The organism is Paenibacillus cisolokensis (assembly GCF_050481165.1).
Classification (GTDB): Bacteria; Bacillota; Bacilli; order Paenibacillales; family Paenibacillaceae; genus Paenibacillus_AH; species Paenibacillus_AH cisolokensis.
The window spans coordinates 1-25096 of record NZ_JBCNFP010000042.1 but is presented as its reverse complement, the minus strand read 5'-3'; the positions used below and the strand labels follow the sequence as shown (position 1 = coordinate 25096).

The window sequence follows — 25096 nt, the reverse complement described above, 5'->3', positions numbered from 1 at the left end:
TAACATAGAATTCGCCCGGTCCGCCGCCCGACCGCGCACTTTGCCCGTATCCCCGTTATGAGCGGCGATCTCGGGTCCGGTTCGCATCTTTAAGAAAAACGCCTGACGGCGTCCTTTAAGTTCGTGCATCTCCGTTCATACGTACCAAAGTAAGCTGGGGTATGGGGATCTTCCCCTGTCCCCAGTCTACTTTTTCACATCAATTATCCTGTATTCGTAGCCATGAACTCCTTTGTAATATTCCGGATACATCGCTCCGCCGCATTCTTCACAACGAAATTGCGGAGGTACGGTCGGATCTCCATCATCCATGACATCGAAATTCCGTACGACTTGCAGCGGAATCTCTTCTTCGCTGCTGCATTGCAAACAAATGTATTTTATCGTTTCTTTGCTACGCAGCCCGCTCTGCGGCTTTTTCTTTTTCTTGACCGCCTTTCGTTTCCTGGACACCGGTGACATCCCGAATCATCCTTTCCAGACATGCCTTTGAGGTGGAGCACACCGCGTACTTCACCTTCAATTGCCCATCCTCAAGGCAAGCTTCTCCCTTGTATTCGTAATAACTTTCGCATTTCGGGCAACATGGCGGTTTCCCCGTCTGCTCCTGGACCCTTTCGCTCCACGTTCTGCGTTTCAATATCCGCTTTGCCTTGACGATCCATCTTCTCGCCGCTTTTTGCCACTCGCTGACTCTCTTCTTGCACAGACTCTTGATCCGCCGCGAGTAAACCCCATAGTAACGAATTGTCTTGAAGTTTTCATTCGGGATATGCCGGATCAGCCTTCCGATGAATTCTTCCACCGGGATCGTCTCCGTTTTCTCCTCCCCATCCGTCTTATCCCGATAACGAAAGGTCACCGTTTCCCCGTCATACGCTTCGATCCGGCTCACCGCGATCGCCGGTCTTCTCATGTATCGCCCGATATATCCGAGCTGCCGCTTGACGTTCCCTTTCTGTTTCGGGGCATACACATAGAACCCTTCCCCATTTTCGGAGTAGGCTTTTTGCAAACGGGATTGTACTTGCTTTTTCTCTCGGACGCTTAACTTCCGGCGAATCAGCTTTAACACCACGGTCTGCCATTGTTTACGCAGCATCTCGAACGGCACAAAGTCATACGTTTTCCATTCCCCGTTCTTCTTCATTCCGCCCATGGTCACCAGCATATGGACATGGGGATTGAATTTCATCCGTGCCCCAAACGTATGCAACCCCGCGATGATCCCTGGGGTTACCTTATGTTTCTTCTCGAAATACGCCTTGACCACTCGAACCGCTTCATCCATAAACGCTTTCAGCAGTTTTCCCCGATGAAGCAGAAACACTTCTCGCAACCGTTCATCGATCGTGAAGACGACGTGGCGATGGTTCACCTGGAATACGTCTTGTTCCAGAAGCCGCGCCCATTCTTCCGTCTCTCCGCATGAACAGGTCGTACAGAATCTTCCCTTGCACCGATACGGAACAAGCCGCAAGTCGTGGCATCCTTCACAGACCAGCAGCTTAAAACCGTTTCGGGGATCTCCGCATTTGCGAAACTTCTCCACTTCTTTTAGCACATTAGGACGAAGCTTGCCCTTATGCTTCGCAACAAACCGTTCCCAATGTCCATGTTCATCAAAGAAGATTCGTTTTAGCACGTTCGTCTCCATATCCTCACCTTACCAAAAACAACAACGAGGCGGAAGACCTGCCACTACCCGAAAATGTTATAAATTCTATAATGTCAAAAAAATCCCTTGCGTAACAAGGGATTTCGGTGTTTTGGTTATGGTGCGGTAGAGAGGACTCGAACCTCCACGGGCGTACGCCCACTACCCCCTCAAGATAGCGTGTCTGCCATTCCACCACTACCGCACATTTATAAGCTGTTGCCCCTTCGCCAACCACATTTGCTTCATTATAATATGAAGCAAAATGGTGAGCCATGAAGGACTCGAACCTTCGACACCCTGATTAAAAGTCAGGTGCTCTACCAACTGAGCTAATGGCTCATGATGTATATCAGGCTGAAACCACATGTCAGTTGGAGGAGTTCATGGTGACCCGTAGGGGATTCGAACCCCTGTTACCTCCGTGAAAGGGAGGTGTCTTAACCCCTTGACCAACGGGCCACATTTCCTTCAATCTACACTGATTTTTTGTGGCAACACAAAAGATTATAGCAAATCGATTTCGGGATGACAAGCCCTTTCTCAAAAATTTTTTTCTGTTTTTTTGTTTATGTCAGATACGACAGAAATACGGTTGCAGTGCTGAAATAAACGGTCAACGAGAACAAATCGTTCAACGTGGTAATAAGCGGTCCCGAAGCAACCGCCGGGTCCACTTTCAACCGATGTAAAAGTAACGGGATGACCGTGCCGGCCATCGTCCCGATAATGATGGTCAAAAAGAGCGAAATGCCGACAACGAGACCGAATACCGCGCTGGCCTGCCACCAGCCGGCCACGACGGCAATGCCCGTCCCGCATACCGCGCCGATCAGCAGTCCGACCGACAGTTCCCGCCAGAGCAGCCGCACGATCGTCGTCCGGCCGATCTGCTTTTGCGCGGTCAACCCTCTGACGACGACGGCAAGCGATTGCGTCCCCGTATTGCCCGTCATGCCGGCAATCATAGGCATGAAGAAGGTGAGCGCCACAACTTGATCGAGCGTTCGCTCGAACCGGCTGATGATGCCGCCCGATACGAGGCCCAGGACAAGCAGCATGAGCAGCCAGGGAAGACGGCGCCGCGCCGCCGTCAGCGGCGCGGTGCGGAAATCGATCGTCTTGTCCGATGCCGACAGCTTGTTGATGTCCTCGTTCGCTTCCTCGCGCAGCACGTCGATGACATCGTCGACCGTCACAATGCCGATCAGACGATTTTCACGATCGACGACCGGAACCGATAACAAGTCGTAATCTTCAAATAACATGGCCACTTCTTCCTGGTCCATGTCCACCGGTACGGATACGACCTTTTCCTGCATTAAATCGGCTACGCGCTGATCTTCCCTGGCGAGGACAAGGTCCCGATACGTCAAGCTGCCTTTCAGCCGCTTCTCCTCGTCGACGACATAAAAATAATGGACATGCTTCGTCAGCTCGGCGAACGCCTTCACCTTCTCGACGGCTTCGCGCACCGTATACCGTTCGCGAAACCAGACGTACCGGTTCGTCATCAGGCCGCCGGCCGTTTCCGGTCCGTACGCCATCAGCTTCCGAACCATATCGCTCTCGTCGCGCGTCATAAGCGAAAGCAAATATTCTTTCGCCTCATCCGGCACGTCCGCCAGCATATCCGCCGCGTCGTCGTTCTCCATCCGGTTCAGCACTTCTGCGGCGCGGGCCGCCCCGACAAGCTGCAGCGCTTCCAGCTGACTGTCGGTATCGAGCTCGCTGATAACGTCGGCGAGCGCTTCCGTTTCAAGCGCGCCAAGCAGCAGCGATCGTTCCCGAATCGTCAGCCCGGGATACAGATGCGCAATGTCGTAGGGCGCCCATTCTTCGAGTTGAACGCGCATCCGCTTCTCGTCGCCGGCAAGCAGCCGCGAAGCTTCCGCCGCCAGTTCCGTGCGGCGGTCCGCATGCTGCCTTTTCGTCTCATCGATCATGTCCGTCCGCCTCCAGCCGCACTTCCGCATTAGTTTGCGACAATCTCGTTTATTCCATACTTCCCCCGCAGCACTTCAAAACCATCGTATCGAAACGCGCGGACTAACGTGGCGGCTGGCATCCGGAAGATAGAACCCAATAAAAGGACAAAGCTGCAAAAGTGCAGCTTTTTCGGGCTTAAAAGAACCAAAACGTGAAAATTTCTGCGATTATACAGTTTTTTTGATCCGTTCAAGCCAGATTTACATAAATAGCCAAAAATTACTGTATTTTTGCAGGATTTTGTGCTATAGCCATCTCTTGGAGCCAAAATTCCTGTACTTTTGCAGCTTTTCGCCAAAGCAATCTGCCGGGAGACGGGGCGCTGAAGGCGGGGGGTGTAAACGCGACGTTGGGCGATCTGACGGATGGCAAGGCAAGCCAACGGACGTTGGGCGATCTGACGGATGGCAGGGCAAGCCAACGGACGCTGGACGATCTGACGGATGGCGAGGTGCACCAACGGATCAGAAACGACCTGACAGGCGAGGCGCATCAACAGACCGGAGACGATCTGACGGATGGCGAGGTGCACCAACGGATCAGAAACGATCTGACAGAAAGCGAGGCGCACCAACGGACCGGAGACGATCTGACAGAAAGCGAGGCGCATCAACGGACCGGAGACGATCTGACGGATGGCGAGGCGCACCGACGGACCGGAGACGATCTGACGGATGGCGAGGCGCACCGACGGACCGGAGACGATTTGACGGATGGCGAGGCGCACCGACGGACCAGAGACGATTTGACGGATGGCGAGACGCACCGACTAACCGGCGCGGACGGTTAGACAGGCAAATAAAAAAATCCCTTGCGGGATTTTTTCGTTCGATGTATGGCGGAGAGAGAGGGATTCGAACCCTCGCGGCTGTTACACCCTAACGCTTTAGCAAAGCGCCCCCTTCGGCCTCTTGGGTACCTCTCCATATGGCTCCCCGAACAGGACTCGAACCTGTGACAACTCGGTTAACAGCCGAGTGCTCTACCAACTGAGCTATCAGGGAATATAACGAAAGTGACAATAGTTAATATATCACGACCTGTTTTCCGAGTCAAGCGTAAAATTCTTATTTTTAGACTTCGCGATCGGGACCGTTTTTATGCGTCAAATCCAATGCTCCGGCAGGGGCCGAACCCCTGCCGGAGCACGAAAGGCTGTCCTTACGGATTCCGGCTCGCTTCGATTCCGAGTCTCGCGCCTTGCTTGGTCAGAGACTCCTGCACCTGGCGAACATTCACCTGACGCGGAAGGACCTGCTCTTTGACGCATATCGCCGCCGCGGTTCCTGCCGCCTGCCCGATCGCCATGGCAATCGGCTGTACGCGGATCGCCGAATGCGCCTCGTGCGTAGCGGAAATCGGACGCCCGCCGACCAGCAAATTTTCAATTTTTAACGGTACCAGACAGCGGAACGGAATGTCGTACCACTCGCCCGGTTTGAGATGCTGAAGAATCGTTCCTTCGCCGTTCGGATTATGAATGTCTACCGGATAAGCACCGCGGGCGATCACATCCTCGAACTTGCAAGCAGCAAGCAATTCTTCCGCTGTAAGTATATATTCCCCTACTACGCGGCGCGATTCGCGGACACCGATTTGCGGTGCGGTCGTCTGAAGGTAGGCATGCTCGAATCCTTCCACATATTTTTTCAAAAACCGGACAAATTCCTGGACCTGGCGGCGTCCCTCGATTTCCGCTTCCGTCAATTCCCACGGATTGGTGGCGTCCTTCAGGATGATCCGGGTCGTATTGAAATGAATCACTCCGGGTTGGTTGGCATAGAACCACAGGACATCTTCACGAGGGCAGCGGATCTCGCCTCTTTTTTTCGCTTCCAGATAACGGCGGGTAATTTCTTTGCGGTCCGGCATCCGGTCGACATCCACATTGGCCATCCGGAAATTGAGCGTCATCGGTTGGCTCAGACCGTCCACAGAACGTCCTTTATTGACCGTGGCTCCCGCCAATGCGGCCAGATCGGCATCGCCCGTCGCATCCACAAACATTTTGGCCGAGAAATCGACCAGACCCGATTTATTGGCGACCTTGACGGATTTAATGTAATGGCCGGAATCATCCATCTGGGCGGCGCCCAGAAAGCTGTGGTACAAGAGGGTCACTCCCGCTTCCTTGCAAAGGCGTTCGGCCACGACTTTCAACGCTTCGGGGTCGAAAGCGGTAATTTGCTTCGGATGACCGTATGCGCCCATCTCGGTCATGCGATCGATCAATTCCTGCAGCACGCCGAATATAAGCTGCACCTGATCGGACCCTCCTGCCCAGTACGACATCCACGGGTTGACCATCATCGCCGTACCGGCGCCGCCCAAAAATCCGTATCGCTCGATCAGAAGGGTGCTCGCTCCCTCCCGCGCCGCCGCAACCGCAGCCGCAATGCCGCTTGGGCCTCCTCCCATCACAATTACATCATAATCGGTTCCCGCCATTTCGCTTCCTCCTCCGTTTTATCCGTTATTGGCCAATCCCTGCTCTTTGATTTGCTTCATGGCTTCATCCACATACAAATTGTATTTGAACGTCGTTTCCAGCGTTTTCAGAAAATCGCCGTACTCGCTCAAAGGTCTTTTGCCATAGACGAATTTCACGAGTTCTTCCTCAGCGTAACGGTCCGCATCGGCCTTATTGAATCCGGTTGGCGGAACAACGGAACTGTCCAACGTTTTGATGCGCGGAATTCGGATCGCAAATTCGATATCTTCTGTCTGGTTGGGAAACTTCACTGCCAGATATTCCTTATTGGGACGGCCTGTAATTTGATACAGATGGAAATAGTTCCCCTCTACAGCCATCAGTTCGGTCGGCTCGACCTTGCCGTCCACCACGTTGTAATGCTTGCCCTCGATGCCGTACATGACAAGGTCGTTTCCTTCTTCGCCGGATACATAGTTGATCAGATCGAATATCTTTTGCAGTTTGGCCTTGTCTTTCTCCATCGCTTTCGGAATCGCATAATATCTCGACGGCATATCGAAATCGAACGATCCGTTGAACTGACCGGCCGGTCCTTTCGGAGCGTCGATATGCACCCATTCGGCTTTCGGATTGATCGTTTTGTACTGGTTCACGAATTCATCCTTGGACATGTCAGTCCATCCCTTGAAAATGATGCCGGCCTTTCCTTGGAAAGCTTTCTGCTGGTCTACGTTTCCTTTGTTGGTCATTAACTCGGGATCGACCACGCCCGCATCGATCAGCTTTTTGATAAACGCCAATGCTTCCGGCATGTTCGGATCGTAATAGGCGTTGATCACGTTACCTTCTTTTTCATAGAAGGTACCGGGCTGCCCCACGCCATATGCGCCGAATACCGGGGAAAAAGCATCGAATTTTTGACCGGTAATGCCATACGTATCGTTTTTCTTGTTGCCGTCCGGATCCTGCTCTGTGAACGCTTTCGCCACTTCGAACAATTCATCGAGCGTCGTCGGCGGATTCAATTTCAGATTATCCAGCCAGTCCTGGCGGATCCAGAAAGAAGAGAACGGAACATCGGGTACTCTCGGAATGGCATATATTTTACCGTTCACCGTCACTTTCTTCCAAATATCCTCGCTGCTCAAATTCGTAATAAAGTCTTTCGCCGGCTTCAGCTCTTTTTCCAAATACGGCGTCAGATCCAAAAGCAGCCCTTTCTCCGCAAATTCCTTCAAGTACGTGTAGCTGGTCGTGAACAAATCCGGATAATTGCCGGCAGACATACGCACCCGCAGTTGATTGTTGTAATCATCTCCGGACTGAATCGCCGTCAGTTGAATATCTGTCCCTAATTTTTCATCCAGCGCCTTCTTGATATCGTCATTGTCGGGAGTCGGCAGCCCCGTACCCGGCAGCGTCATGTTGATCGTTACCGGGGCCGACGCTTGATTCGCGCCGCCTTCACCGGAGCCTTCCGCGCCACCGGTTTCGTTGCCGGAGCCGCAACCGGCAAGCATAAAGCTTGCAAGAGCGCCTGCGGCCAGCAAAGCAAATACCAGCTGTTTCTTTGCCATATTCGTCCTCCTTTTGGAATTTGGTCCCATTCAACCTTTAATCGATCCGATAATCATGCCTTTCGTGAAATGCTTCTGCAGAAACGGATAAACCGCGATAATCGGCAAACTGGCGAAAATAACCGCGCTCATCTGCATCGTGACCGTCGGCACCATATCTTCGGCGTTTTCCAGCGGCTGCTGGGTCATCATCAGAATTTCCCGGACCACAACCTGCAGCGGAAACAGGGAGCGATCCGTAATGTACATAATGGCGGCAAAAAAGGAGTTCCAATGCCCCACCGCATAGAACAGGCCGATCGTCATAATCGACGGAATGGAAAGCGGGACGGCGATCCGAAGCAGAATCCGCCATTCATGCGCCCCGTCGATACGCGCGGATTCGAATATCTCTTCGGGCAAGTTCTCGAAGAAGCCTTTCATGACGAGCACATTAAAGCTCCAGATGGCATTCGGTACGATCAGAGCCCAAACCGTGTCGATCAGTCCCGTCGCTTTTACGATCAGGTAGGTCGGAATAATGCCGCCGTTGAACAACAGCGTGAACAAGACCATAAACAGGAACAAACGGCGGCCCGGCATCCCTTTGCGGCTGAGAGGGTAAGCGAGCAAGGCGGTCAGCGTCAAATTGATCGCCGTTCCCACTACCGTGACGAATATGGTAATCTGGAACGCCCTCGGGATCGCCGAGTTGGACAGCAGCTTTTCATAGGCGTTGAATGTAATTTCTTTCGGAAAAAGCACATATCCGCCGTTTTTCAGCACTTCCGCGTACGGGGTCAGCGATACGGACAGCACATAGAGCAGGGGGACGACGGTCGCCAAACCGACCAGGGCAAGAATGGTGTACGATACCGCGTTGAAAATTTTGTCTTCCAGCCCCCTTACCATATGCCTTCCCCCCATTTTTTCGCCAAGGAATTGGAGCCGAGCACAAGCAGCAGCCCGATGACCGACTTGAACAGGCCGACGGCGGCAGCCAGGCTGAAGTTCCACTGTTCGAGACCGGTCCGGAATACCCACGTGTCCAGAATGTCGGCGACCGGATAAACATGGATGTTGTACAAAATGTAAATTTGATCGAACCCCGCATCCATCATTTGCCCCAGGCGCAAAATCAGCAGCAGCACAATTACGTTGCGAATGCCCGGAAGCGTAATATGCCAAATCATGCGCAAGCGGCTGGCCCCGTCCACTCTGGCGGCTTCATACAAGGTGGGGTCGATGCCCGCCATCGCGGCCAAATAGATGATCGCCCCCCAACCGAGGTTCTGCCAGATTTCCGATCCGACCAGGACGCTCCGAAACCATTCCGTCGAAGTAAGGAACGGGACCGGATTCCCGCCGAACTCCGCGATGAGCTGGTTGACGATTCCCGAATCTTGCGACAACAGCACGATCAGAATGCCGTAAATAATGACCCACGAAAGAAAATGCGGCATATAGCTGAGCGTCTGCACCCATCTTTTGAACCAGTCTGCGCGGCATTCATTCAACAAAACGGCCAAAGCTATCGGCGGAAACATGCCAAACACCAGCTTGTAAAGACTGATCAATACGGTATTGACGAGAAGCTGGCTAAAATACGGGGACTCATAAAACGCTTGAAAATGTTTGTACCACGGATCTGCCCAGGGGCTGTTCGCTATGCCTGCCAACATGTCATAATCTTTGAAAGCGATGACAATTCCGTAAATCGGCAAATACTTGTAAACCGCATAATAGATGATTCCTGGAAGAAGCATCAGATAATAGGCCCGGTATTTCCAAATCTGTCTTCCCAAGGTCCGAAACATCGCCTTATTCCTGGCAGCTGTCGCAGACGGGCCGGATATCGCTCCCTGCTGCAAGTCGTCTTTCACAACCTTTCCAAGTCAATTTATGAGTTCACTATATCACCGCGGCCGAATGCGCCAAAATGAACATATTTAACTTGATGAATGAACGATTTTCTGTTTGTCGCGCACATGTTCACGAACGGTTTTTGAGCGAGTTCCGATAATCGGTAGGCGTAAGCCGGGTCAAACGTTTGAAAATTTTAAAGAAGTAGTTCACATTGGCGAATCCGACCCGCTCTCCGATTTCGTGCAACGGCCAATCGGTTTGTTCCAGATAAAATTTTGCCTGTTCGATTCGAACCCGGTGCAAATACTGAATGAGCGTCTCCCCGGTTTTCTTCTTAAACAGACCGCTCAGATAGCTTTCATCCATCGCCACATATTTCGCCATCGCTTTCAGCGTCACGTCTTGGTCATAGTTGCGCTTTATGTAGTCAATAATTTTGTTGATTTCCTTATGGTCGGTCAAATCCCGGCTCTGCTTGATCCGATGCGTCATGTACCGCTCCAGCGCTTTCCGTATGTGCAGCTTCTGCTCGCCGTGACTGCGGCTTTCCAGCAGATCGTCCGCATGATCCGCGTTCAGGCCGGCGATTTTCGCACATATTTTGTCGATTCGCTCCGCCGTTTCTTTTACCAGATGCATCGGCAGCCGGTGCTCCTCCATGAAACGCCAGACCTGGTTCAGCAGCATATCGGCCTGCTGCTCTCTCATCAGTTCGAAGCTCTGAATGATATCGCGCTCCAGATGCCACGGCAGCGGAACATACGCGGACAGTCCGAGCCCTTCGCGATTTAGCGGCGCCAAGCCGGTCCGGCCGCTGTACCACCGTTCGTCCAATTGGCGAAGCGCTTGATGCCAGACGGCAGGAACTTCCTCCACCGTGCAAGGGGAAGAATACACGCCGGCATAGGGGAACGGCCGGTCGCCGTTCGTTTTCATCCTGATCTCGTCCGGACTCCAATAAAATACGGTCGTATGGCCGTTTTTTCTGAATTCGTGGACGAAGGCTTTCGGATTCCGCTCCAGGAGATCCGATTCCAGAACGTCGCGTCCGGAAAAAGGTTCCGCCCCATGAAGCGCACAGCACAAGACCAGCCGGCAGGAGCGGACGGATGCCGGGAGCGATTCGAACGGCTCGTCGCGCCGGGGAAGCGTATCGGGGTTGACGTAATTTCTCCAGTTCCATTCATAAAACCGCTGGTATTGGCGCCATTCCATTTGCGCCTTTCGTTCCACACGATCGGCCAGTTCCTTGTCGACTTTGCTTAATATGTTCTGGAGCGCGCTTTCGTCCATGGAGAGCTTCAGCACATATCCGGAAGCCCCGTATTCCAGCGCTTGTCTGGCGTACTCGAATTCGTTCATGCATGTCAGCATGACAAAACGGCTATCCAGTCCCAGCTCTCTTGTCTGCTTCAGCAGTTCCACTCCGTCCATGACCGGCATGACGATGTCCGAAATCACGAGATCCGGCCGTTCGTTTCGAATGAATTCCAATGCTTCCGCGCCGTCTTCCGCTTCTCCCGCCACCTGAAAGCCCATATCTTCCCACCGGATAATTTGCTTTAACGCCTTTCTTACGAATGTCTCGTCTTCAACGAGCAGCACTTTCCACATCGGAATCGCCTCCGTCCTGATATGGGGCCGAAATTAACAGCGGAAAACGCATTCTGGCCATGGTGCCTTGCGGCAACGGGATCAATTCGAGCTCGCCTTCCTGTTTGAACAGCAGCTTCAATCTTTCCCGCACATTATGCAAGCCAAGCGATTTCCGTTTGCGCGCATGTCGGGACATCGCAGCCTTTTCGATGCCGATGCCGTTGTCTTCCACTTCGAGGATCAAACGATTCCTGTCGTCGTAAACCCGGATCCGGATGAGCCCTCCTTCATGCATTCGCGAAAATCCGTGCTGAATCGCATTCTCCACCAGCGGCTGCAGACTGAGCTTCGGGACCAGCGCATAGCGCAGCTTCGTTTCGCATTCATAGCGCACTTCGAACTTTTGGTTGAAACGAAAAGTCTGGATGTACTCATAAGCGCGGATCAGCTCAAGCTCGTCCTGCAGATGGATCAGCTCCGATTCGGCATTCAGGCTCGCCTCGAGCAGCTTCCCGAGAGAAATGCACATCTCGGCCGTCTCCCGATCCTCTTTCGACAAGGCGTTCCATTTTATCGTGTTGAGCGTATTGAGCAGAAAATGGGGGTTCATTTGCGCCTGCAACATCTGAAACCGGAGCGCCTCCTTCTGCCGTTCTTCCATTTTGACCCGTTCCACCAGCGCGCTAATATCTTCGGCCATTTTGTTGAACGTTGTGGCCAAGACCAGCATCTCGCCTCTATATTTTTCGGTGGGGATTCGGATCTTGAAATTTTGGGCCACCATCCCCGACATCTTCTTGTGCAAAATCTGGAGCGGACGGGTAATGGTCGATAGGATAAAAAAGGTGATCAGGATGAAAACGAAAGTCATAAACAGAAACGTTACAAAAAATTGACTGTTGATCTTTTTCAGATCTCCGAAAAACCAATCGAGTGAAAACTGGCTGACCAAATACCAGTCCATCGACGGGATGCCGATATCGGTCACGATGACGGAACGATTCGCATCGGTGACATAATCCGCGTCCGATTTTTGCCTCAAAGACGCCAGCAGCCGTTCGGAATGGAGGGCGAGACTTTGGTTCGTACGGGCCAGCACCTCGCCGTCGGCATTCACGATGAAAAAGCTTTGCTGGACGGGAAAGTTTTTGACGACGTTTTTCAACCATTTTTCGTAATCGATGCTTACCCGAATGAAGCCGAGCGGCGGTTCCGCCGCGTCCCCGAGCAGCGAGTAGAATGTAAGAAGCGTGGAACGACCGGATACGGCGGCATGAACTTCGTCCTTTCCGGTGTCCCATACATAAGCGGTCTTGTTCCGCAGCATGTTTTCCATCTGCCGATCGTGCTCGATTTTCCCATTCGCAAGCAGATTGTTGGTCTCGTACGAGGCATAGACCGCCCCCTGCAAATCCGTAAGCGTTATGTAAATGGAATCGTCGGGCTGCTGCAAATTATTGATCATATCCCTGAATTTGTCCGATACGATTTCAAACCGGGCTTCCGCTGTGTATGCGCTTGCATTTTGCAGCACGAGCCGGATGCGCGAATCCTTTTCCATCTGAAACACCGTCTTTAAAACCGTGCTCTTCAACTCTTCGAAATTCGTTTTCAATTGCTCCAGCTGGTACTTGTTTTGCGAACCGATGTTGGTCTCAAACGTACTCTGGATAATGTTGAAATTGCGCAGCTGCAGAAGGGAATAAGGAATCAGAATGAGGAGCAGAAATGCGGCAAAAAGCCTGTTCTTTAACGAAGTCGGTACAAGTCGTTTGGCCATTCTCATCGATATTCACCTTTTCTTTTTTAGTGGAGAGTGTCGCTTCGCGATTCCATTGCGGCCAGCCGGGCAAGATCCGCGACCATCGCCGGTTAAAATAAAAAAAGGCGGGTTGCCGCGCTGTGCAAACCCGCTGAGGGCATCGCCCGCTGGCCTCCCCCGAACGAATGAGTCAAAGGAATCGCCCCAAATCGCCAAGCGGATGCCCGTTGGAACATGACGAACGAACGCCGGCAAGAGGGACAGAACGTGTGCCCCCGGCCGACTGCAGCCTGTGACGGACCGCAGCGTCTTGGCCGTAAGCTGCTTTTCGGCCGTTCGCCTGCCTTTTGGACGTTCGCCTGCCTGTTGGCCGTCTGCAGCGTTTTGGTTGTCCGCTGCCTTTCGGTCGTCTGCAGCGTTTCGGCCGTTCGCCTGCCTTTTGGACGTTCGCCTGCCTTTTGGACGTTCGCAGCATTTTGGTTGTCCGCTACCTTTTGGCCGTCTGCAGCATTTCGGCTGTCCGCTACCTTTCGGTCGTCTGCAGCATTTCGGCTGTCCGCTACCTTTCGGTCGTCTGCAGCATTTCGGCTGTCCGCCGGAGGCTCGCCGGCAACCCCCGTCGCCTCAACATCACAATGCCGGCATGGCCTCAAGCGCGATTCCATCCTTTTCAGGTAACCTTGTCACTGGCGGACAGCGTAAAAATTTTCAATTTCCCCCGGCACCGCCCGCATACGTAACGGGACGGGTCGATCCGCCGCTTACGCAAATATTCGGTTCCGCAATCCACGCATGCGAGCTTGTAGCGGTATGGCATGGACTTCCGCTGACGGCTGCCCGGGAGCGAGCGGCAATAGCGCGTGCCGCCGACCTGGGCCAGCAGCGCCTTGAAATCGGCATCCCGGTGCCGGTACCCTTTGTTCGCCAGATGGAGATGGTAATGGCACAGCTCATGCTTGATAATTTTTTCCGTCTCTTCCGGGCCGAACGCCGCAAGCTGATGCGGGCTGATTTCGATATGATGCGTTTTCGTAAAATAGCGGCCCCCCGTCGTCCGCAGCCTGCCGTTAAACACCGCCTTATGCCGGAAAGGAAGTCCGAACGATTCCCACGATATTTTTTCCACCCATGCCTGAAGCGTTTCGTCATTCATTGCAATCTCCCCCAACTACTTGAATTGTAAAGCGGCCATAAGATAAACTGTCAAGTAGTAATTCCAACGAGCGTTGGATCGAGGGGAGAACAAAAGCTGTATGCCGAAGATGCGCTACGTCTTGATGAAACACGAAACGGAACTCACCTTTGTCGAAATGCCCGAATCGCATGCCTATCAACTCAGCGCGCTCAATCTGCGCCTTCACAAGGAACTGGACAAGCTGACGGCTGACAATGTGCCGCGGCTTCCGTACGCCGTTGCCGAAATGTCGGATGTCGAGCTGCACGATCCGGACATTGCGATCGTATCGGGGCTGGATTACATCAATTCGCTCGAACGCGAATTCGCGTCGATCCGGGAGCAAGCTTACCCGCTCGTCTCGCTGCTGACCGAAATTCGCGCCCTGCAGGCGCAGCTGGAGCAGTGGTACGAAGAAGAAGCCGAATTGTAAAACCGAAAGACCGGCGAATGCGGCTGGGACCTGCACAGGCATCCGTCCTCTTCCATATGATTATTAATACCATTAGAACGGCCGGGAGGAGGACGATCATGATGCCGCAATGGCTCTGCAACCAGCTGATGCGTGCCTTTCAGAAAAAAGACCGGCGGCAAATCCGTCTGTTGAACGACTGCTGGTATTTTTACCGTGCCAGGCAACGTCCGCAAAACGATTATACCGGCCTTCCATGAGGGGGCAAACAAGGGGCTGCCCTGAAGCCGACGAACGGCTTTGGGGCAGCCCTGCCTCGTAATCGAACATATGGATTTTGACGGTCCGTTCACGACGGCTTCCATCCGAACTTATGGACTTTGCGGTCCGTTCACAATGGCTTCCGCATCGTCAAACTGACGCGCCCCTTCTTCAGATCGACGCCGAGCACCCACACGGTTACCGTATCCCCGACGGCCACGACATCCATCGGATGCTTGACGAATTTGTCGCTCAGCTGCGAAATATGGACGAGTCCGTCATTTTTGATGCCGATGTCGACAAAGGCGCCGAAATCGGTCACGTTGCGGACGGTTCCTTGCAGTTCCATCCCTTCCTTCAGATCCTCGATATCCAGCACATCGGTATGAAAGACCGGCGGCGGCAGTTCTTCCCGCGGATCCCGTCCGGGGCGCTGCAAGCTGTCGATAATGTCGCGCAGCGTCGGCACCCCGACGTCGAGCTTCGGAGCGAGTTCTTCCGGATCGGCCGCCGCCAGCCGCGCTTTGGCCGTCTCCGAACCAAGCTCCTCCGCTCGCAGTCCGAGCGCCTCGAACAGCTTGTCCACGACCGGGTACGACTCGGGATGAATCGGCGTCCGGTCCAGCGGGTTGGAGCCGTCCGGAATGCGCAGGAAGCCGATGCATTGCTCGTAGCTTTTCGCGCCGAGCCGCGGCACCTTCTGCAGCTGTTTCCGGTCGGTGAACCGCCCGTTCTCCTCGCGATATTTCACAATATTGCGGGCGATGGCGGCATTGATTCCCGCCACGTACGACAGGAGCGCCGGCGAAGCCGTATTGGCGTCTACGCCGACATGGTTGACCGCCGATTCGACGACGCCGCCGAGCGTCTCTTCGAGACGTTTCTGGCTGACGTCATGCTGATATTGGCCGACGCCGATTGCTTTCGGCTCGATCTTGACGAGCTCCGCAAGCGGGTCCTGCAGCCTGCGCGCGATCGACACGGCGCTGCGCTCCGCCACGTCCAGATCCGGAAACTCCTCCGCCGCGAGCTTGGATGCGGAATAGACGCTCGCTCCCGCCTCGTTCACGATAATATAGCGGATGTCTCCGGCCCCGTCCGCCCGGCCGCCGCGCCGCTTCGCAATCAAATTGGCGACGAACCGCTCGGTCTCGCGGGACGCCGTGCCGTTGCCGATGACGATAATATCGACGCCGTGCTTGTCGATCAGGCCGTTCACAATCCGTTCGGCTTCCTCCACCTTATGGTGCGGCGCCGTCGGGTAGCAGACGGCAACCTCGAGCAGCTTGCCCGTTTCATCGACGACCGCCAGCTTGCAGCCGGTCCGGAACGCGGGGTCAACGCCGAGCACGACGCTGCCGCGAACAGGCGGCTGCAGCAGCAAGTTGCGCAAATTGGCCGAAAAAATCGCGATGGCGTGCTCCTCGGCCTTTTCCGTCAACTCTCCCCGCACCTCGCGCTCGATAGACGGAGCAATCAACCGCTTGTAGGCGTCCTCAATCACCGCGATCAACGTCTCGCGCACTGCCGGAGCTGTCCCGTTGCGCAGTGTCTGTCTGCCGATATAGTCATGAATCCGTTCCGCCGGCACCTCAAGCGTCACGCGAAGCACCTCTTCCCGCTCCCCGCGATTGATGGCCAGCACCCGATGCGGCGGCAGCTTCCGCACCGGCTCACGGTAATCGTAATACATTTCGTATACGCTGTCCTGTTCCGGGTCCTTCGCTTCGGTCCGGATCACGCCGTGGTCGTGCGTGAACCTGCGCACCCACGCGCGAATCGACGCGTCGTCGGCCAGCTGCTCCGCCAAAATATCCATCGCGCCCTGAAGCGCCGCCTCGGCGCTGTCGACTCCCTTGTCCGGATCGACATAACCTGCTGCCTCCTGCAGCGGATCTCCCTGGCGGGGCTGCGACCAAAGCCATTTGGCAAGCGGCTCCAGTCCTTTCTCGCGGGCAATGCTTGCACGGGTTTTCCGCTTCTGCCTGTACGGCCGGTACAGATCTTCGACCTCCTGCAGCTTGACCGCTTTCTCAATCGCCGCTCGCAGCTCGTCGGTCAGCTTGCCCTGCTCGTCGATCAGCCGGACGACTTCGCGCTTGCGCTCCTCCAAATTCCGCATATAACGGAGACGGTCTTCGATCGCGCGCAGCTCGTTCTCGTCCAGTTCCCCGGTCAATTCCTTGCGGTAGCGCGCGATGAACGGAATCGTGTTTCCTTCGTCCAGCAGCGCCACCGCCGCTTTCACTTTGCCCGCCGGCAGCGACAGTTCGGAAGCGATCGCCCGAATCATCCGTTCGCGGGACGCCGCCGCCTCTTGCGGCGATACCGCCCCTTTCGCTTCCGCTTGCTTCTCCGTCCCGTCCGGCGATGCCGCCCCTTTCGATTCCGGGTGCTTCTCCTTCCCGTCCGGGGTATACGTATTCGTTTCAGTCAACCGCTTTGCACCTTCCTTTGTTCGACCTTGGAATCGATCGAAGTCTGTTCCCTATTTTCTCAAATTTTCCGGCCAGATGCCAGATCAGTATTGTATTAGTTAACTCATAAGTTATTTAATTAATTTTTATTGACGTAAATAATGGGCGGACTTACAATAAACGTGATCGTTTAAGTTCACGAAAGTTTACGATTAAAGGCGAAAGGATGGATCAAGCATGGCGAATTCCTCTGCAAACGCGATCCCAAGACCGGAACATCCGATGCCACAGATGGTGCGCGGCGAATGGCAAAATTTAAACGGCAGCTGGCAATTTGAAATCGATTACGGCAAAAGCGGCAAAGAACGCGGCTGGCATCAGGAAGAGCATGCGCTGGCACGGACGATTGTCGTCCCGTTCTGCCCGGAGAGCGAGCTGTCCGGCATCGGACATAAAGACTTTATGCCCGCGGTATGGTACAAACGCTCTTTCGAAATTCCGCAAAACTGGCGGCCGGGACGGACGCTGCTGCATTTCGGCGCCGTCGATTATGAAGCGACCGTCTGGGTGAACGGCCGTATCGTCGGCACCCACCGCGGCGGCTACAGCTCCTTTTCCTTCGATATTACCGACGCGCTGCGCGAAGGCGTGAATACCGTCACCGTCTGCGCGGAGGACGATGTCCGCTCCGGCTTGCAGCCGCGCGGAAAACAAAGCGGACGGTACTATTCTCATGGTTGCGACTATACGCGGACGACCGGCATATGGCAGACCGTCTGGCTCGAGCGGGTTCCGGAAGCCTATATTCGCAGCTTCCGCCTGTATCCCGACCCGGACAACGCGCAGCTGCATATCGAAGCCGCTCTCGCCGGTCCGGTCGCAGGCGCGACGCTCAAGGCCGAGGCGTACTATGCCGGCCGCGCGGCCGGCAACGTCAAGGCGATCGTATCCGGCCCGTCCGCCCGGCTGACGCTGCCGCTGTCGGAAGTTCATCTGTGGGGGCCGGGACAGCCTAACCTGTACGATCTGAAGCTGTCGCTTCTTCCGTCCGGAGCAGACGCGGCAGCCGCCGACGAAGTCGAAAGCTATTTCGGGCTGCGCACGCTCCGTCTCGACGGCATGGCGTTCCGCATTAACGGGAAATCGGTGTTCCAGCGCCTTGTGCTCGATCAGGGCTTCTATCCCGCAGGCATCTATACCGCGCCGACCGACGACGACTTGCGGAAAGATATTGAAATTTCGCTCGGCCTCGGCTTTAACGGCGCCAGACTGCACGAAAAAATGTTCGAGCCCCGCTTCCTGTACTGGGCCGACCGGCTCGGCTACCTCGTCTGGGGTGAGCATGCCAACTGGGGCCTCGATATTACGACGGCCAAAGGGCTCGAGCGTTTTCTGCCGGAATGGCTTGAAGGCGTGGAGCGGGACTTCAACCACCCGAGCATCGTCGGCTGGTGCCCGTTTAACGAAACATGGGATTACAACGGCGCAAGACAAAACGACGAGGTGCTGCGCATCGTCTACGAGACGACCAAACGGCTCGATCCGACGCGTCCGGTGATCGATACGAGCGGCAACTTCCATGTCGCAACCGATATTTTCGACGTGCACGATTACGATCAGAATCCGGAAACGTTCAAAGCCCGCTACGAGCCGATGAAAACGGGCGGCGAACCGTACAACACCTTCCCGAACCGTCAGAAATACGAAGGGCAGCCGTATTTCGTGAGCGAATACGGCGGCATCTGGTGGAATCCCGGACAGGTGGGCGACGAGGGCTGGGGCTACGGCGACCGGCCGAAGAGCGAAGAGGAATTTTTGCGCCGCTACGAAGGTCTGACGACGACGCTGCTCGACAACCCGCGCATGTTCGGCTTCTGCTATACGCAGCTGTACGACATCGAGCAGGAAGTGAACGGCCTCTACACGTACGACCGCAAGCCCAAATTCGATCCGGCCGTCATCCGGGCGATCAATACCAGGAAAGCTGCGATCGAGGAAGAGTGATCGCCGGCTTGGCGGCGCGGGCCCGGGGGCACGCGGGCTTGGTGCGCCAGCCTGGCGGCGCATACCCGAGGGCGCGTGGCCCGGTAGGGCGCATGCCCGGGGGTGCGTGGGCCTGGTGGAGCGCGAACCGTGAGCGCCAGTGGCGGCGCGGGCCTGGGGGGGCGCGCGGGCTTGGTGGCGCCAGTTTGGCAGCCCAGGCTTGGGGCACGGGCCTAGTGCCGCGCGAACCTAGTGGGCGCGTGGGCTTGGTGGAGCGCGAACCGTGAGCGCCAGTGGCGGCGCGGGCCTGGGGGGGGGCGCGCGGGCTTGGTGGCGCCAGTTTGGCGGCGCATACCCGAGGGCGCGTGGCCCGGTAGGGCGCATGCCCGGGGGCGCGCGGGCCTGGTGGCGCCAGTTTGGCAGCCCAGGCTTGGGTCACGGGCCTAGTGCCGCGCGAACCTAGTGGGCGCGTGGGCTTGGTGGAGCGCGAACCGTGAGCGCCAGTGGCGGCGCGGGCCTGAAGAAGGCGACCGCTATGCGAGACGTTCACCGACATCAGTAGAAATTCCTGCAATTATACATCTTTTTTTCCATATAAAAGATAATTAAGCGAAATTCCTGCATTTTTACATCTTTTTCAAACGAAATACCGAGATAAGTCGGTAAATACCAGAAAAATCCTGCATATTTGCAGGATTTTTCTTTTGAAGCACGAAAATCACTCCAAAAAGTTGTATAAATGCAGTATTTGTTCGTTTTGAAGCAAGGAACGCCCCTACTATTTGACCGCGATCTCACCAGGACGCACCCGGACGACAGACGCTATGGCGCAACCTCGCGAACATCCCGGCCCCCCTCGCATTGCCACCACCTTCATATCCACCACGGGCGGTACACCGCAGGCGAACGACCCGTCAAATCCGCATTCCGCATAGCGGTGCAAACCCGCGCTCCGCACGATCGTATGCGGGAGAATAAGTTCCTTCCGCCACCCGCATGCGAACAGGTCACTCCTCGAACAGTCGCTCGCCCCGGTTGAGCCGCTGCGCAATGCGTGCGGTATGGGGCGTTTCCCGTGCCGTAGGCGCATGAGCCGCCAGGTAGCGCACCGCCGCCAGCAGCAGCGTCTCCCTCGCGCGCTCGGCGAACGCATCGCTGCGGCCGTTCCAGCTCTCGTATTCCCCGATAGCCGCCTCCAGCAGCTGAAACGAATGGAACTCCGCATCTTCTCGCAGCAGTGCGTGGCCGAGCGTGTTGATAAGCGCGTCCGGGTCGCCGCCCCCGCGCAAATAGCCGGCGGCCCATGCAGCCGCTTCGTTCACCTGCTGCCGCTTGTCAAGCAGCTCCAGCAGCTTGTCAGCCGGTTCGCCCGGCGAGCCGGCGGCATTCGGCCGGGGAGCGGCCGGCACGTTCAGGAAGCGATCGAGATAGATCGCCGCCGCACTGTGAAACAGCGCCCGCACCGGCAGCGGATCGTCGCATCGCGTGACCGTTTCGTGTACGGCATGTGCATGCGTGAACGTATGAAGGACGGCGATCCAGTCGCCGAAGTCGTTCTGCGTATGGAACCGCACGATCCGCTCTGCGGCGGCGAGCGCCGTCATTCGCGCCAGCTCGGCCGGATGGCAGCCGTCCGCAAGCAGCGCCGAGAGCGCCGGAATCGTTTCGAGCGGCCGGTCCGCAAGCAGCAGCCCGAGCAGCCGCTCCTCCTCCTCCGGCACAAGCGGGCGCCGGTTCTCCGGCAACCCGCCCTCGAGCGAGACAAATGCCTGCCGCAACGGCCCGACCAGATCGACCGGCGCCTGCCAATGATGCTGCTCCTCGCTTCGCGACGGATTCGACAGCAGCGGCACAAGCGAAGCCAATACCCGCACCCGCAGCTCCGGTCCTACCAGCTCGAGCGCTTCGAACGCCTTGTTGTGGAAATCGACCGTATGGCCGCCATCGAGATACACGTGGTCTGTCGCCGCCGTCATCATCATGGACCGCAATTGATCGTCCGTCGCCCCGAGGCCGATCGCCGTCAACAATATGCGCTCCGCCCCTTGCGTATCGCGCACCTCGATACAGTTGCGGTACCAGGAGGCCAGCCGCTCGAGCGAAACGTCCCCTTGCGGCAGCGGCCCGAGCAGTCTCCGTTCGGGGCGGCCCGCGCTGTTGCGGGCGACATGCAGAAGGCCCTGGTACAGCGCCAATATTTTGCCGTTACGGTCCAGCTTGGGCAAAATGCGCGCCATCGCCGTCAAAATCGTAAGCCCCGAATTCCAGCCTCCGGCCACCCCGGTGCCGAATTCGATGCCGATGCGCACGATATCGCGCTCCGGGTATCCCGCCTCCATCAAACCGACGACCGCTTTCGCGATGACAATGCCGATATTTTGTTCCAGTCCTTCCCGAAGCCTCGCCGCATCGTCCGCCGTACGCCTCGAAGTTCGCGGGCGGCGGCTCACCCATACGCTGCCATCCTCGATCCGCACGTCATGCACCGGCACGTCGTCCGCCCATGGGTCGAGCGTCCCGCCGCTGCATATATCGAACCGCGCATGATGCCAATGGCAGGTCAGCAGCCCGTCGCACAGACTTCCCAAATGAAGCGGAAAGCCCAAATGCGGGCAACGGTTATCCACCGCATACACCCGGTCTTCATGGCAAAACACGGCGATTCCGCCTTTTACCACCATCGCTTTTTGTTCATTAAGCGCTTTCAACGTTCCCGCTAAAATCCACTCGTTTGCCGCTGCGTACATCTCCTTCACCCCGACGCCTCCTTCCGGCAGAGCCGACTAGAATAGGGGAGCGGCCCTTCGCTTCGAACAGCCGCTTAAATCCTCACCCTAATGTATTCGATTTTCCGCAGCCAAAGTCCTTTACGTTCGGATCGCCGGGAAAGGCGCTATCTTTCGTCTTCTTCGCTTCAAGCTTTCCATCTCGTCCGAATGCCGATTAAAAAATTATCATATTCAAGTTCGGCGGCTCCGGGTTAAAAAACGAGTAGCGCCGATTCGGCGTTACACTTTTCACCTGAGGAAAGGAGAAGATCAGCGTGAAACTGAAATGGTCCAAAATGTTGCTGACGGCGGTAATGATGGCTGTGATCGCGATGACGGCGGCGGGATGCGGAGAAGGAGACAGCGGCATCGTCGAGGAAGAAACCCCGGATGCGGTTACGCCGGACAGCGGCGATGAAGGCGGTACGGACGTCGATGCGGATGCGCCGGAATCCCCCGATGCAGGCGACGACGGCGCGGTCGACGGCGATGCGGGCGGCACGGAGCCGACGACGCCTTAAATCGCATTTTTCAGCAGGCAGATCATTCGCGAACGATTATAGAACGGCCGTCCGTTGACGGCAAACAAGGCCTCCCGCCCGCGCGAACGCGCGAAACGGAGGCCTTGTCTAGTTAACGAAGCGCCACATACGGATTGTTCGCCATCTCAAATCCGATTGTCGTCTTCGGCCCGTGTCCGGGGTAGACGGTCACCTCGGGATCAAGCTTGAACAGCTTGAGACGAATCGAATCGAGCAGATCCCGCTCCCGGCCGCCGGGGAGGTCGGTTCGTCCGACGGACAGCCGAAACAGCACATCGCCCGCGAACAGGTCGCGGCCGCACAGCAGGCTGACGCTTCCCGGCGAGTGGCCTGGCGTATGCATAACCTGAAACCGGTGCCCGATCAACTCCAGCGTCTGGCCTTCCTCCAGCCGGTATTCGGCCGGGTCCGTGACGAGCGGCGGCGAAACGTCCGGCCACCTCGCGGAACCGTTTTTCTGCGGATCAGTCAGCCAATCGGCTTCCAGCTCGTGAATGTATACCGGACAGCCGGCCGCCTTGCGCAGCGCGTCCACCCCGCCCATATGGTCGAAATGCGCATGCGTCAGCACAATCGCCTCGATCTCCAACCCTTTCACACGTTCCAGCAAACGCGCCGGCGACATGCCCGGATCGATGACGAACCCGCGTTTTCCCGTCTCTTCTGTCACCAGATAAGCGTTTGTCTGAAGCGGGCCGAGCGTAAATGTTTCGATATTCAACATATTAGAACGACTCGAGCAAGCTGCGCAGCTCTTTGATGATAACGGCCTGATAGTCCGTTCCTTCTCCGTAGCGGCGCATCATTTCTTTGCGGGTTTCGGCCAGCTTCTCTTGATAATCGGGCGCTTCCCGGTCGGGATTGTTCAGCTTGAACTGCGTCATCACTTCCTGAACATGCTTCGGACGCGGTCCCCATTGACCGAGTACATGACCTCCGGTATCGGCGAAAATGACGATCGGAATGGCGCGACCGCCCATCGTCAAAAATTCGTCCATCGTGTCGAGGTGCTCCTCCATAATGAGCACTTCCGTCGGAATGCCGCTAACTTCCATCGCACGGAACACGACCGGTACATTGCGCACGACGTCTCCGCACCATTCCGCAGCCAGAATGAGACAGCGCAAATCGTCGCGGTTGTTAAGCGATTCGAAAAATACGCGATCGTCCTCGTTCCACTCGAAACGCTCGTACCAGTCCTCGAACGCCTCCTTGTTTTTTTGCATGGAATCGCGGAACTGCTGCGGGCTGATGCCCTTGTTCAGCTTAACCGCTACATTTTTACTCATTGGCAACTCCTCGCTTTCCCGAAAAACTTGGTATTGCTTCTATTGTAGCAGAACGGGCGTACGGATAACAGGCCGGACCGAAGGCGCGCAAGCCGGGCGATTCCCGAACGTCCATGTGTCATCCGCTGACAAGCCTGCGCATAGACTAGCCCTGGAAGCACAATGAGCAGAACCGGAAGGGGAGGATGAAGTTGTCCAAAGTGTTCGTGGTCAGCAAAAAGCAAGTCCGGCTGTTCGTCTATGTCGCGCTCGCCGTCATCGTTGCGGCATTTTATTTGCGGTACGAGCAGGCGCGAGCGGTAAACGCGACGGAGCAAGGCGAACAAATTTTTCATCTGGTAACCGGCGAGTTTAAAACGACGACCGCTGACGGCAAGGAACTGGAAGCGTACCGGTGGGACCCGGGAACGATCGTCGTGCGCAAAGGCGAGTCGGTTGAACTGAACATTACGGGCGTCAACGGCGCCAGCCACCCGTTTGTCATCGAGGGGCTCGGCGTGCGCGGCGAGGTAACGAAAGGAAACACGACGACGGTCCGGTTCAAGGTGGACAAAAAAGGCACGTATCCGATCCGGTGTCTGACGCATGCCGATATCCATTCGAACGGTCCGATGGTCGGCTATATCGTCGTACTGTAACGCTTTGGCTCCGAAAGACAGTGGCGGACGCGCGAACGAGCGCATACATATAGGGATGGAAGGAGGCGGTCATTATGAAGCCGCAAAGCGAAAAGTATCAGGCCGGCTACCCTACCGCCCGTAAAATCCGCCGCGCCTGCAACCAGGAGCTGTACCGGACCGTCAAGCGATTGAAAAAATGGATTCCGAAGGAGCGCATCCAGCAGGCGGAAAAGCTGTATTTTCAAAAAGTCACCCTCAACTTGCCGTGGATCTACGAGCATTACAGCAACCGAAAGGCGCTGGCGGACTGGTGGGACGAAAATGTCAGCGGAGAGATCGCCGAGCTGTGGGAAGTCGACCGCGCGAAGCTGTGCGCCGCGTTCCGCGAAGCTTTTGGAGGTTGAAACGTGCCGGCCGTCCTGACCCGACTGAGGAGCCGGGCTGTTCCGGATCGAAAGGAACGGCCTGGCTGATGCCGGTTGCAGGCGGTTGCAGCGTGGAACGCTTCACCAACGTCTGGAACCAGGCAGTTGCAGGCTGATGCCCGCTCGTTATGCGGTTTGATTCGGGTTCGGCATCCGTTCCGGCTGCATGGCTACGCGCCCTCTCACGCCTCCCCGGTTCTCGACGCGATTCCCGAGCTTGGCCTGCGCGTTTCGACAGATGAGCCGACAGATGAGCCGATAGCCGCGAGTTTATTTGCACAAAATACACCTAATTCGGCATAATCGCTCAATATGCCCTATCCCTGGTAGTGTCAAGAAGTTTGT

20 protein-coding genes and 5 tRNA genes are annotated in these 25096 nt (G+C 56.0%); 7 read left to right on the top strand and 18 right to left on the bottom strand.

What is annotated here, in order from left to right; translation table 11 throughout:
* Positions 1–394 precede the first annotated feature (394 nt).
* The 5 genes from ABEV74_RS08050 to mgtE form a co-directional block, all read right to left on the bottom strand.
* Positions 395–1657, bottom strand: coding sequence for an IS91 family transposase (locus tag ABEV74_RS08050; protein ID WP_430144974.1), 1263 nt, complete (start codon positions 1655–1657; stop codon positions 395–397).
* 119 nt (positions 1658–1776) lie between these two features.
* Positions 1777–1862, bottom strand: a tRNA-Leu gene (locus ABEV74_RS08045).
* Between the two features lie 61 nt (positions 1863–1923).
* Positions 1924–1999: transfer RNA gene (locus tag ABEV74_RS08040), tRNA-Lys, on the bottom strand.
* Between the two features lie 45 nt (positions 2000–2044).
* Positions 2045–2119, bottom strand: a tRNA-Glu gene (locus ABEV74_RS08035).
* Positions 2120–2226: 107 nt separating this feature from the next.
* On the bottom strand, positions 2227–3603 hold the full coding sequence (mgtE, locus tag ABEV74_RS08030) for a magnesium transporter (RefSeq protein ID WP_213531733.1): 1377 nt from the start codon (positions 3601–3603) through the stop codon (positions 2227–2229).
* A 392-nt stretch (positions 3604–3995) separates the two neighbouring features.
* Between mgtE and ABEV74_RS08025 the strand changes: the two genes are divergently transcribed.
* The gene (locus tag ABEV74_RS08025) at positions 3996–4436 is read left to right on the top strand and encodes a hypothetical protein (protein ID WP_430144971.1); all 441 of its coding nucleotides are present in this window, start codon (positions 3996–3998) and stop codon (positions 4434–4436) included.
* Positions 4437–4482: 46 nt separating this feature from the next.
* On the opposite strand, the gene ABEV74_RS08020 is transcribed toward ABEV74_RS08025, so the two are convergent.
* From ABEV74_RS08020 to ABEV74_RS07980, 9 genes are all read right to left on the bottom strand, one after another.
* Positions 4483–4571, bottom strand: a tRNA-Ser gene (locus tag ABEV74_RS08020).
* Positions 4572–4574: 3 nt separating this feature from the next.
* A tRNA-Asn gene (locus tag ABEV74_RS08015) sits at positions 4575–4650 on the bottom strand.
* Between the two features lie 157 nt (positions 4651–4807).
* Positions 4808–6094 (bottom strand): FAD-dependent oxidoreductase, encoded by a 1287-nt coding sequence (locus tag ABEV74_RS08010; RefSeq protein ID WP_430144968.1) that lies wholly within the window; start codon positions 6092–6094, stop codon positions 4808–4810.
* Positions 6095–6112: 18 nt separating this feature from the next.
* Positions 6113–7657 (bottom strand): extracellular solute-binding protein, encoded by a 1545-nt coding sequence (locus ABEV74_RS08005; RefSeq protein WP_430144965.1) that lies wholly within the window; start codon positions 7655–7657, stop codon positions 6113–6115.
* Between the two features lie 30 nt (positions 7658–7687).
* Positions 7688–8548: a carbohydrate ABC transporter permease gene (locus ABEV74_RS08000; protein ID WP_430144963.1), complete on the bottom strand. Its 861-nt coding sequence runs from the start codon at positions 8546–8548 to the stop codon at positions 7688–7690.
* Complete coding sequence (locus ABEV74_RS07995; protein ID WP_430144960.1) at positions 8542–9453, bottom strand: ABC transporter permease; 912 nt, start codon at positions 9451–9453, stop codon at positions 8542–8544. Before ABEV74_RS07995 ends, ABEV74_RS08000 begins: the two co-directional genes overlap by 7 nt.
* A 175-nt stretch (positions 9454–9628) precedes the next feature.
* Positions 9629–11116, bottom strand: a complete 1488-nt coding sequence (locus ABEV74_RS07990; protein WP_430144957.1) for a response regulator — start codon at positions 11114–11116, stop codon at positions 9629–9631.
* A complete protein-coding gene (locus ABEV74_RS07985; RefSeq protein WP_430144954.1) occupies positions 11094–12884 on the bottom strand; it encodes a sensor histidine kinase in 1791 nt (596 codons plus the stop codon). The genes ABEV74_RS07990 and ABEV74_RS07985 overlap by 23 nt, the downstream gene beginning before the upstream one ends.
* A 646-nt stretch (positions 12885–13530) precedes the next feature.
* A complete protein-coding gene (locus ABEV74_RS07980) occupies positions 13531–14013 on the bottom strand; it encodes a SprT family protein (protein WP_430144952.1) in 483 nt (160 codons plus the stop codon).
* 100 nt (positions 14014–14113) lie between these two features.
* Between ABEV74_RS07980 and ABEV74_RS07975 the strand changes: the two genes are divergently transcribed.
* Both ABEV74_RS07975 and cmpA read left to right on the top strand, forming a co-directional pair.
* Positions 14114–14467 (top strand): hydrolase/acyltransferase, encoded by a 354-nt coding sequence (locus ABEV74_RS07975; protein WP_430144949.1) that lies wholly within the window; start codon positions 14114–14116, stop codon positions 14465–14467.
* Positions 14468–14568: 101 nt separating this feature from the next.
* Positions 14569–14706, top strand: coding sequence for a cortex morphogenetic protein CmpA (gene cmpA / locus ABEV74_RS07970; protein ID WP_145977324.1), 138 nt, complete (start codon positions 14569–14571; stop codon positions 14704–14706).
* A 131-nt stretch (positions 14707–14837) separates the two neighbouring features.
* Here cmpA and ABEV74_RS07965 read toward each other — a convergent pair whose 3' ends face one another.
* A complete protein-coding gene (locus ABEV74_RS07965) occupies positions 14838–17000 on the bottom strand; it encodes a Tex family protein (RefSeq protein WP_430144980.1) in 2163 nt (720 codons plus the stop codon).
* Positions 17001–17361: 361 nt separating this feature from the next.
* Between ABEV74_RS07965 and ABEV74_RS07960 the strand changes: the two genes are divergently transcribed.
* On the top strand, positions 17362–19128 hold the full coding sequence (locus ABEV74_RS07960) for a glycoside hydrolase family 2 protein (RefSeq protein WP_430144945.1): 1767 nt from the start codon (positions 17362–17364) through the stop codon (positions 19126–19128).
* 986 nt (positions 19129–20114) lie between these two features.
* Here ABEV74_RS07960 and ABEV74_RS07955 read toward each other — a convergent pair.
* The gene (locus ABEV74_RS07955; protein WP_430144977.1) at positions 20115–21854 is read right to left on the bottom strand and encodes a Rieske (2Fe-2S) protein; all 1740 of its coding nucleotides are present in this window, start codon (positions 21852–21854) and stop codon (positions 20115–20117) included.
* Between the two features lie 296 nt (positions 21855–22150).
* Here ABEV74_RS07955 and ABEV74_RS07950 point away from each other — a divergent pair, with 296 nt between their 5' ends.
* Entirely contained in the window at positions 22151–22396 is a 246-nt protein-coding gene (locus ABEV74_RS07950) for a hypothetical protein (RefSeq protein ID WP_062491132.1), read from the top strand.
* A 112-nt stretch (positions 22397–22508) separates the two neighbouring features.
* Here the strand turns inward: ABEV74_RS07950 and ABEV74_RS07945 are convergent, their stop codons facing one another.
* Both ABEV74_RS07945 and ABEV74_RS07940 read right to left on the bottom strand, forming a co-directional pair.
* Positions 22509–23141 (bottom strand): MBL fold metallo-hydrolase, encoded by a 633-nt coding sequence (locus ABEV74_RS07945; protein WP_062491131.1) that lies wholly within the window; start codon positions 23139–23141, stop codon positions 22509–22511.
* 1 nt (position 23142) lies between these two features.
* On the bottom strand, positions 23143–23706 hold the full coding sequence (locus ABEV74_RS07940; RefSeq protein WP_430144942.1) for a thioredoxin family protein: 564 nt from the start codon (positions 23704–23706) through the stop codon (positions 23143–23145).
* Between the two features lie 200 nt (positions 23707–23906).
* Between ABEV74_RS07940 and ABEV74_RS07935 the strand changes: the two genes are divergently transcribed.
* Positions 23907–24344 carry a cupredoxin domain-containing protein gene (locus ABEV74_RS07935; protein WP_335338536.1) on the top strand — a complete coding sequence of 146 codons (438 nt, stop codon included), beginning with the start codon at positions 23907–23909 and terminating at the stop codon, positions 24342–24344.
* A 74-nt stretch (positions 24345–24418) separates the two neighbouring features.
* Positions 24419–24730 carry a hypothetical protein gene (locus ABEV74_RS07930; RefSeq protein ID WP_062491127.1) on the top strand — a complete coding sequence of 104 codons (312 nt, stop codon included), beginning with the start codon at positions 24419–24421 and terminating at the stop codon, positions 24728–24730.
* Positions 24731–25096: the final 366 nt, after the last annotated feature.

Bases quoted from the DNA above. Each gene is read 5' to 3' on its own strand.
- ABEV74_RS07940 (WP_430144942.1), bottom strand. From the start codon at position 23,706: ATGAGTAAAAATGTAGCGGTTAAGCTGAACAAGGGCATCAGCCCGCAG.
- ABEV74_RS08005 (WP_430144965.1), bottom strand. From the start codon at position 7,657: ATGGCAAAGAAACAGCTGGTATTTGCTTTGCTGGCCGCAGGCGCTCTT.
- ABEV74_RS08010 (WP_430144968.1), bottom strand. From the start codon at position 6,094: ATGGCGGGAACCGATTATGATGTAATTGTGATGGGAGGAGGCCCAAGC.
- ABEV74_RS07945 (WP_062491131.1), bottom strand. From the start codon at position 23,141: ATGTTGAATATCGAAACATTTACGCTCGGCCCGCTTCAGACAAACGCT.
- ABEV74_RS07965 (WP_430144980.1), bottom strand. From the start codon at position 17,000: ATGATTCGGGCGATCGCTTCCGAACTGTCGCTGCCGGCGGGCAAAGTG.
- ABEV74_RS08000 (WP_430144963.1), bottom strand. From the start codon at position 8,548: ATGGTAAGGGGGCTGGAAGACAAAATTTTCAACGCGGTATCGTACACC.
- ABEV74_RS07960 (WP_430144945.1), top strand. From the start codon at position 17,362: ATGGCGAATTCCTCTGCAAACGCGATCCCAAGACCGGAACATCCGATG.
- cmpA (WP_145977324.1), top strand. From the start codon at position 14,569: ATGCCGCAATGGCTCTGCAACCAGCTGATGCGTGCCTTTCAGAAAAAA.
- mgtE (WP_213531733.1), bottom strand. From the start codon at position 3,603: ATGATCGATGAGACGAAAAGGCAGCATGCGGACCGCCGCACGGAACTG.
- ABEV74_RS07995 (WP_430144960.1), bottom strand. From the start codon at position 9,453: ATGTTTCGGACCTTGGGAAGACAGATTTGGAAATACCGGGCCTATTAT.
- ABEV74_RS07975 (WP_430144949.1), top strand. From the start codon at position 14,114: ATGCCGAAGATGCGCTACGTCTTGATGAAACACGAAACGGAACTCACC.
- ABEV74_RS07980 (WP_430144952.1), bottom strand. From the start codon at position 14,013: ATGAATGACGAAACGCTTCAGGCATGGGTGGAAAAAATATCGTGGGAA.
- ABEV74_RS07955 (WP_430144977.1), bottom strand. From the start codon at position 21,854: ATGTACGCAGCGGCAAACGAGTGGATTTTAGCGGGAACGTTGAAAGCG.
- ABEV74_RS07930 (WP_062491127.1), top strand. From the start codon at position 24,419: ATGAAGCCGCAAAGCGAAAAGTATCAGGCCGGCTACCCTACCGCCCGT.
- ABEV74_RS07985 (WP_430144954.1), bottom strand. From the start codon at position 12,884: ATGAGAATGGCCAAACGACTTGTACCGACTTCGTTAAAGAACAGGCTT.
- ABEV74_RS07990 (WP_430144957.1), bottom strand. From the start codon at position 11,116: ATGTGGAAAGTGCTGCTCGTTGAAGACGAGACATTCGTAAGAAAGGCG.
- ABEV74_RS08050 (WP_430144974.1), bottom strand. From the start codon at position 1,657: ATGGAGACGAACGTGCTAAAACGAATCTTCTTTGATGAACATGGACAT.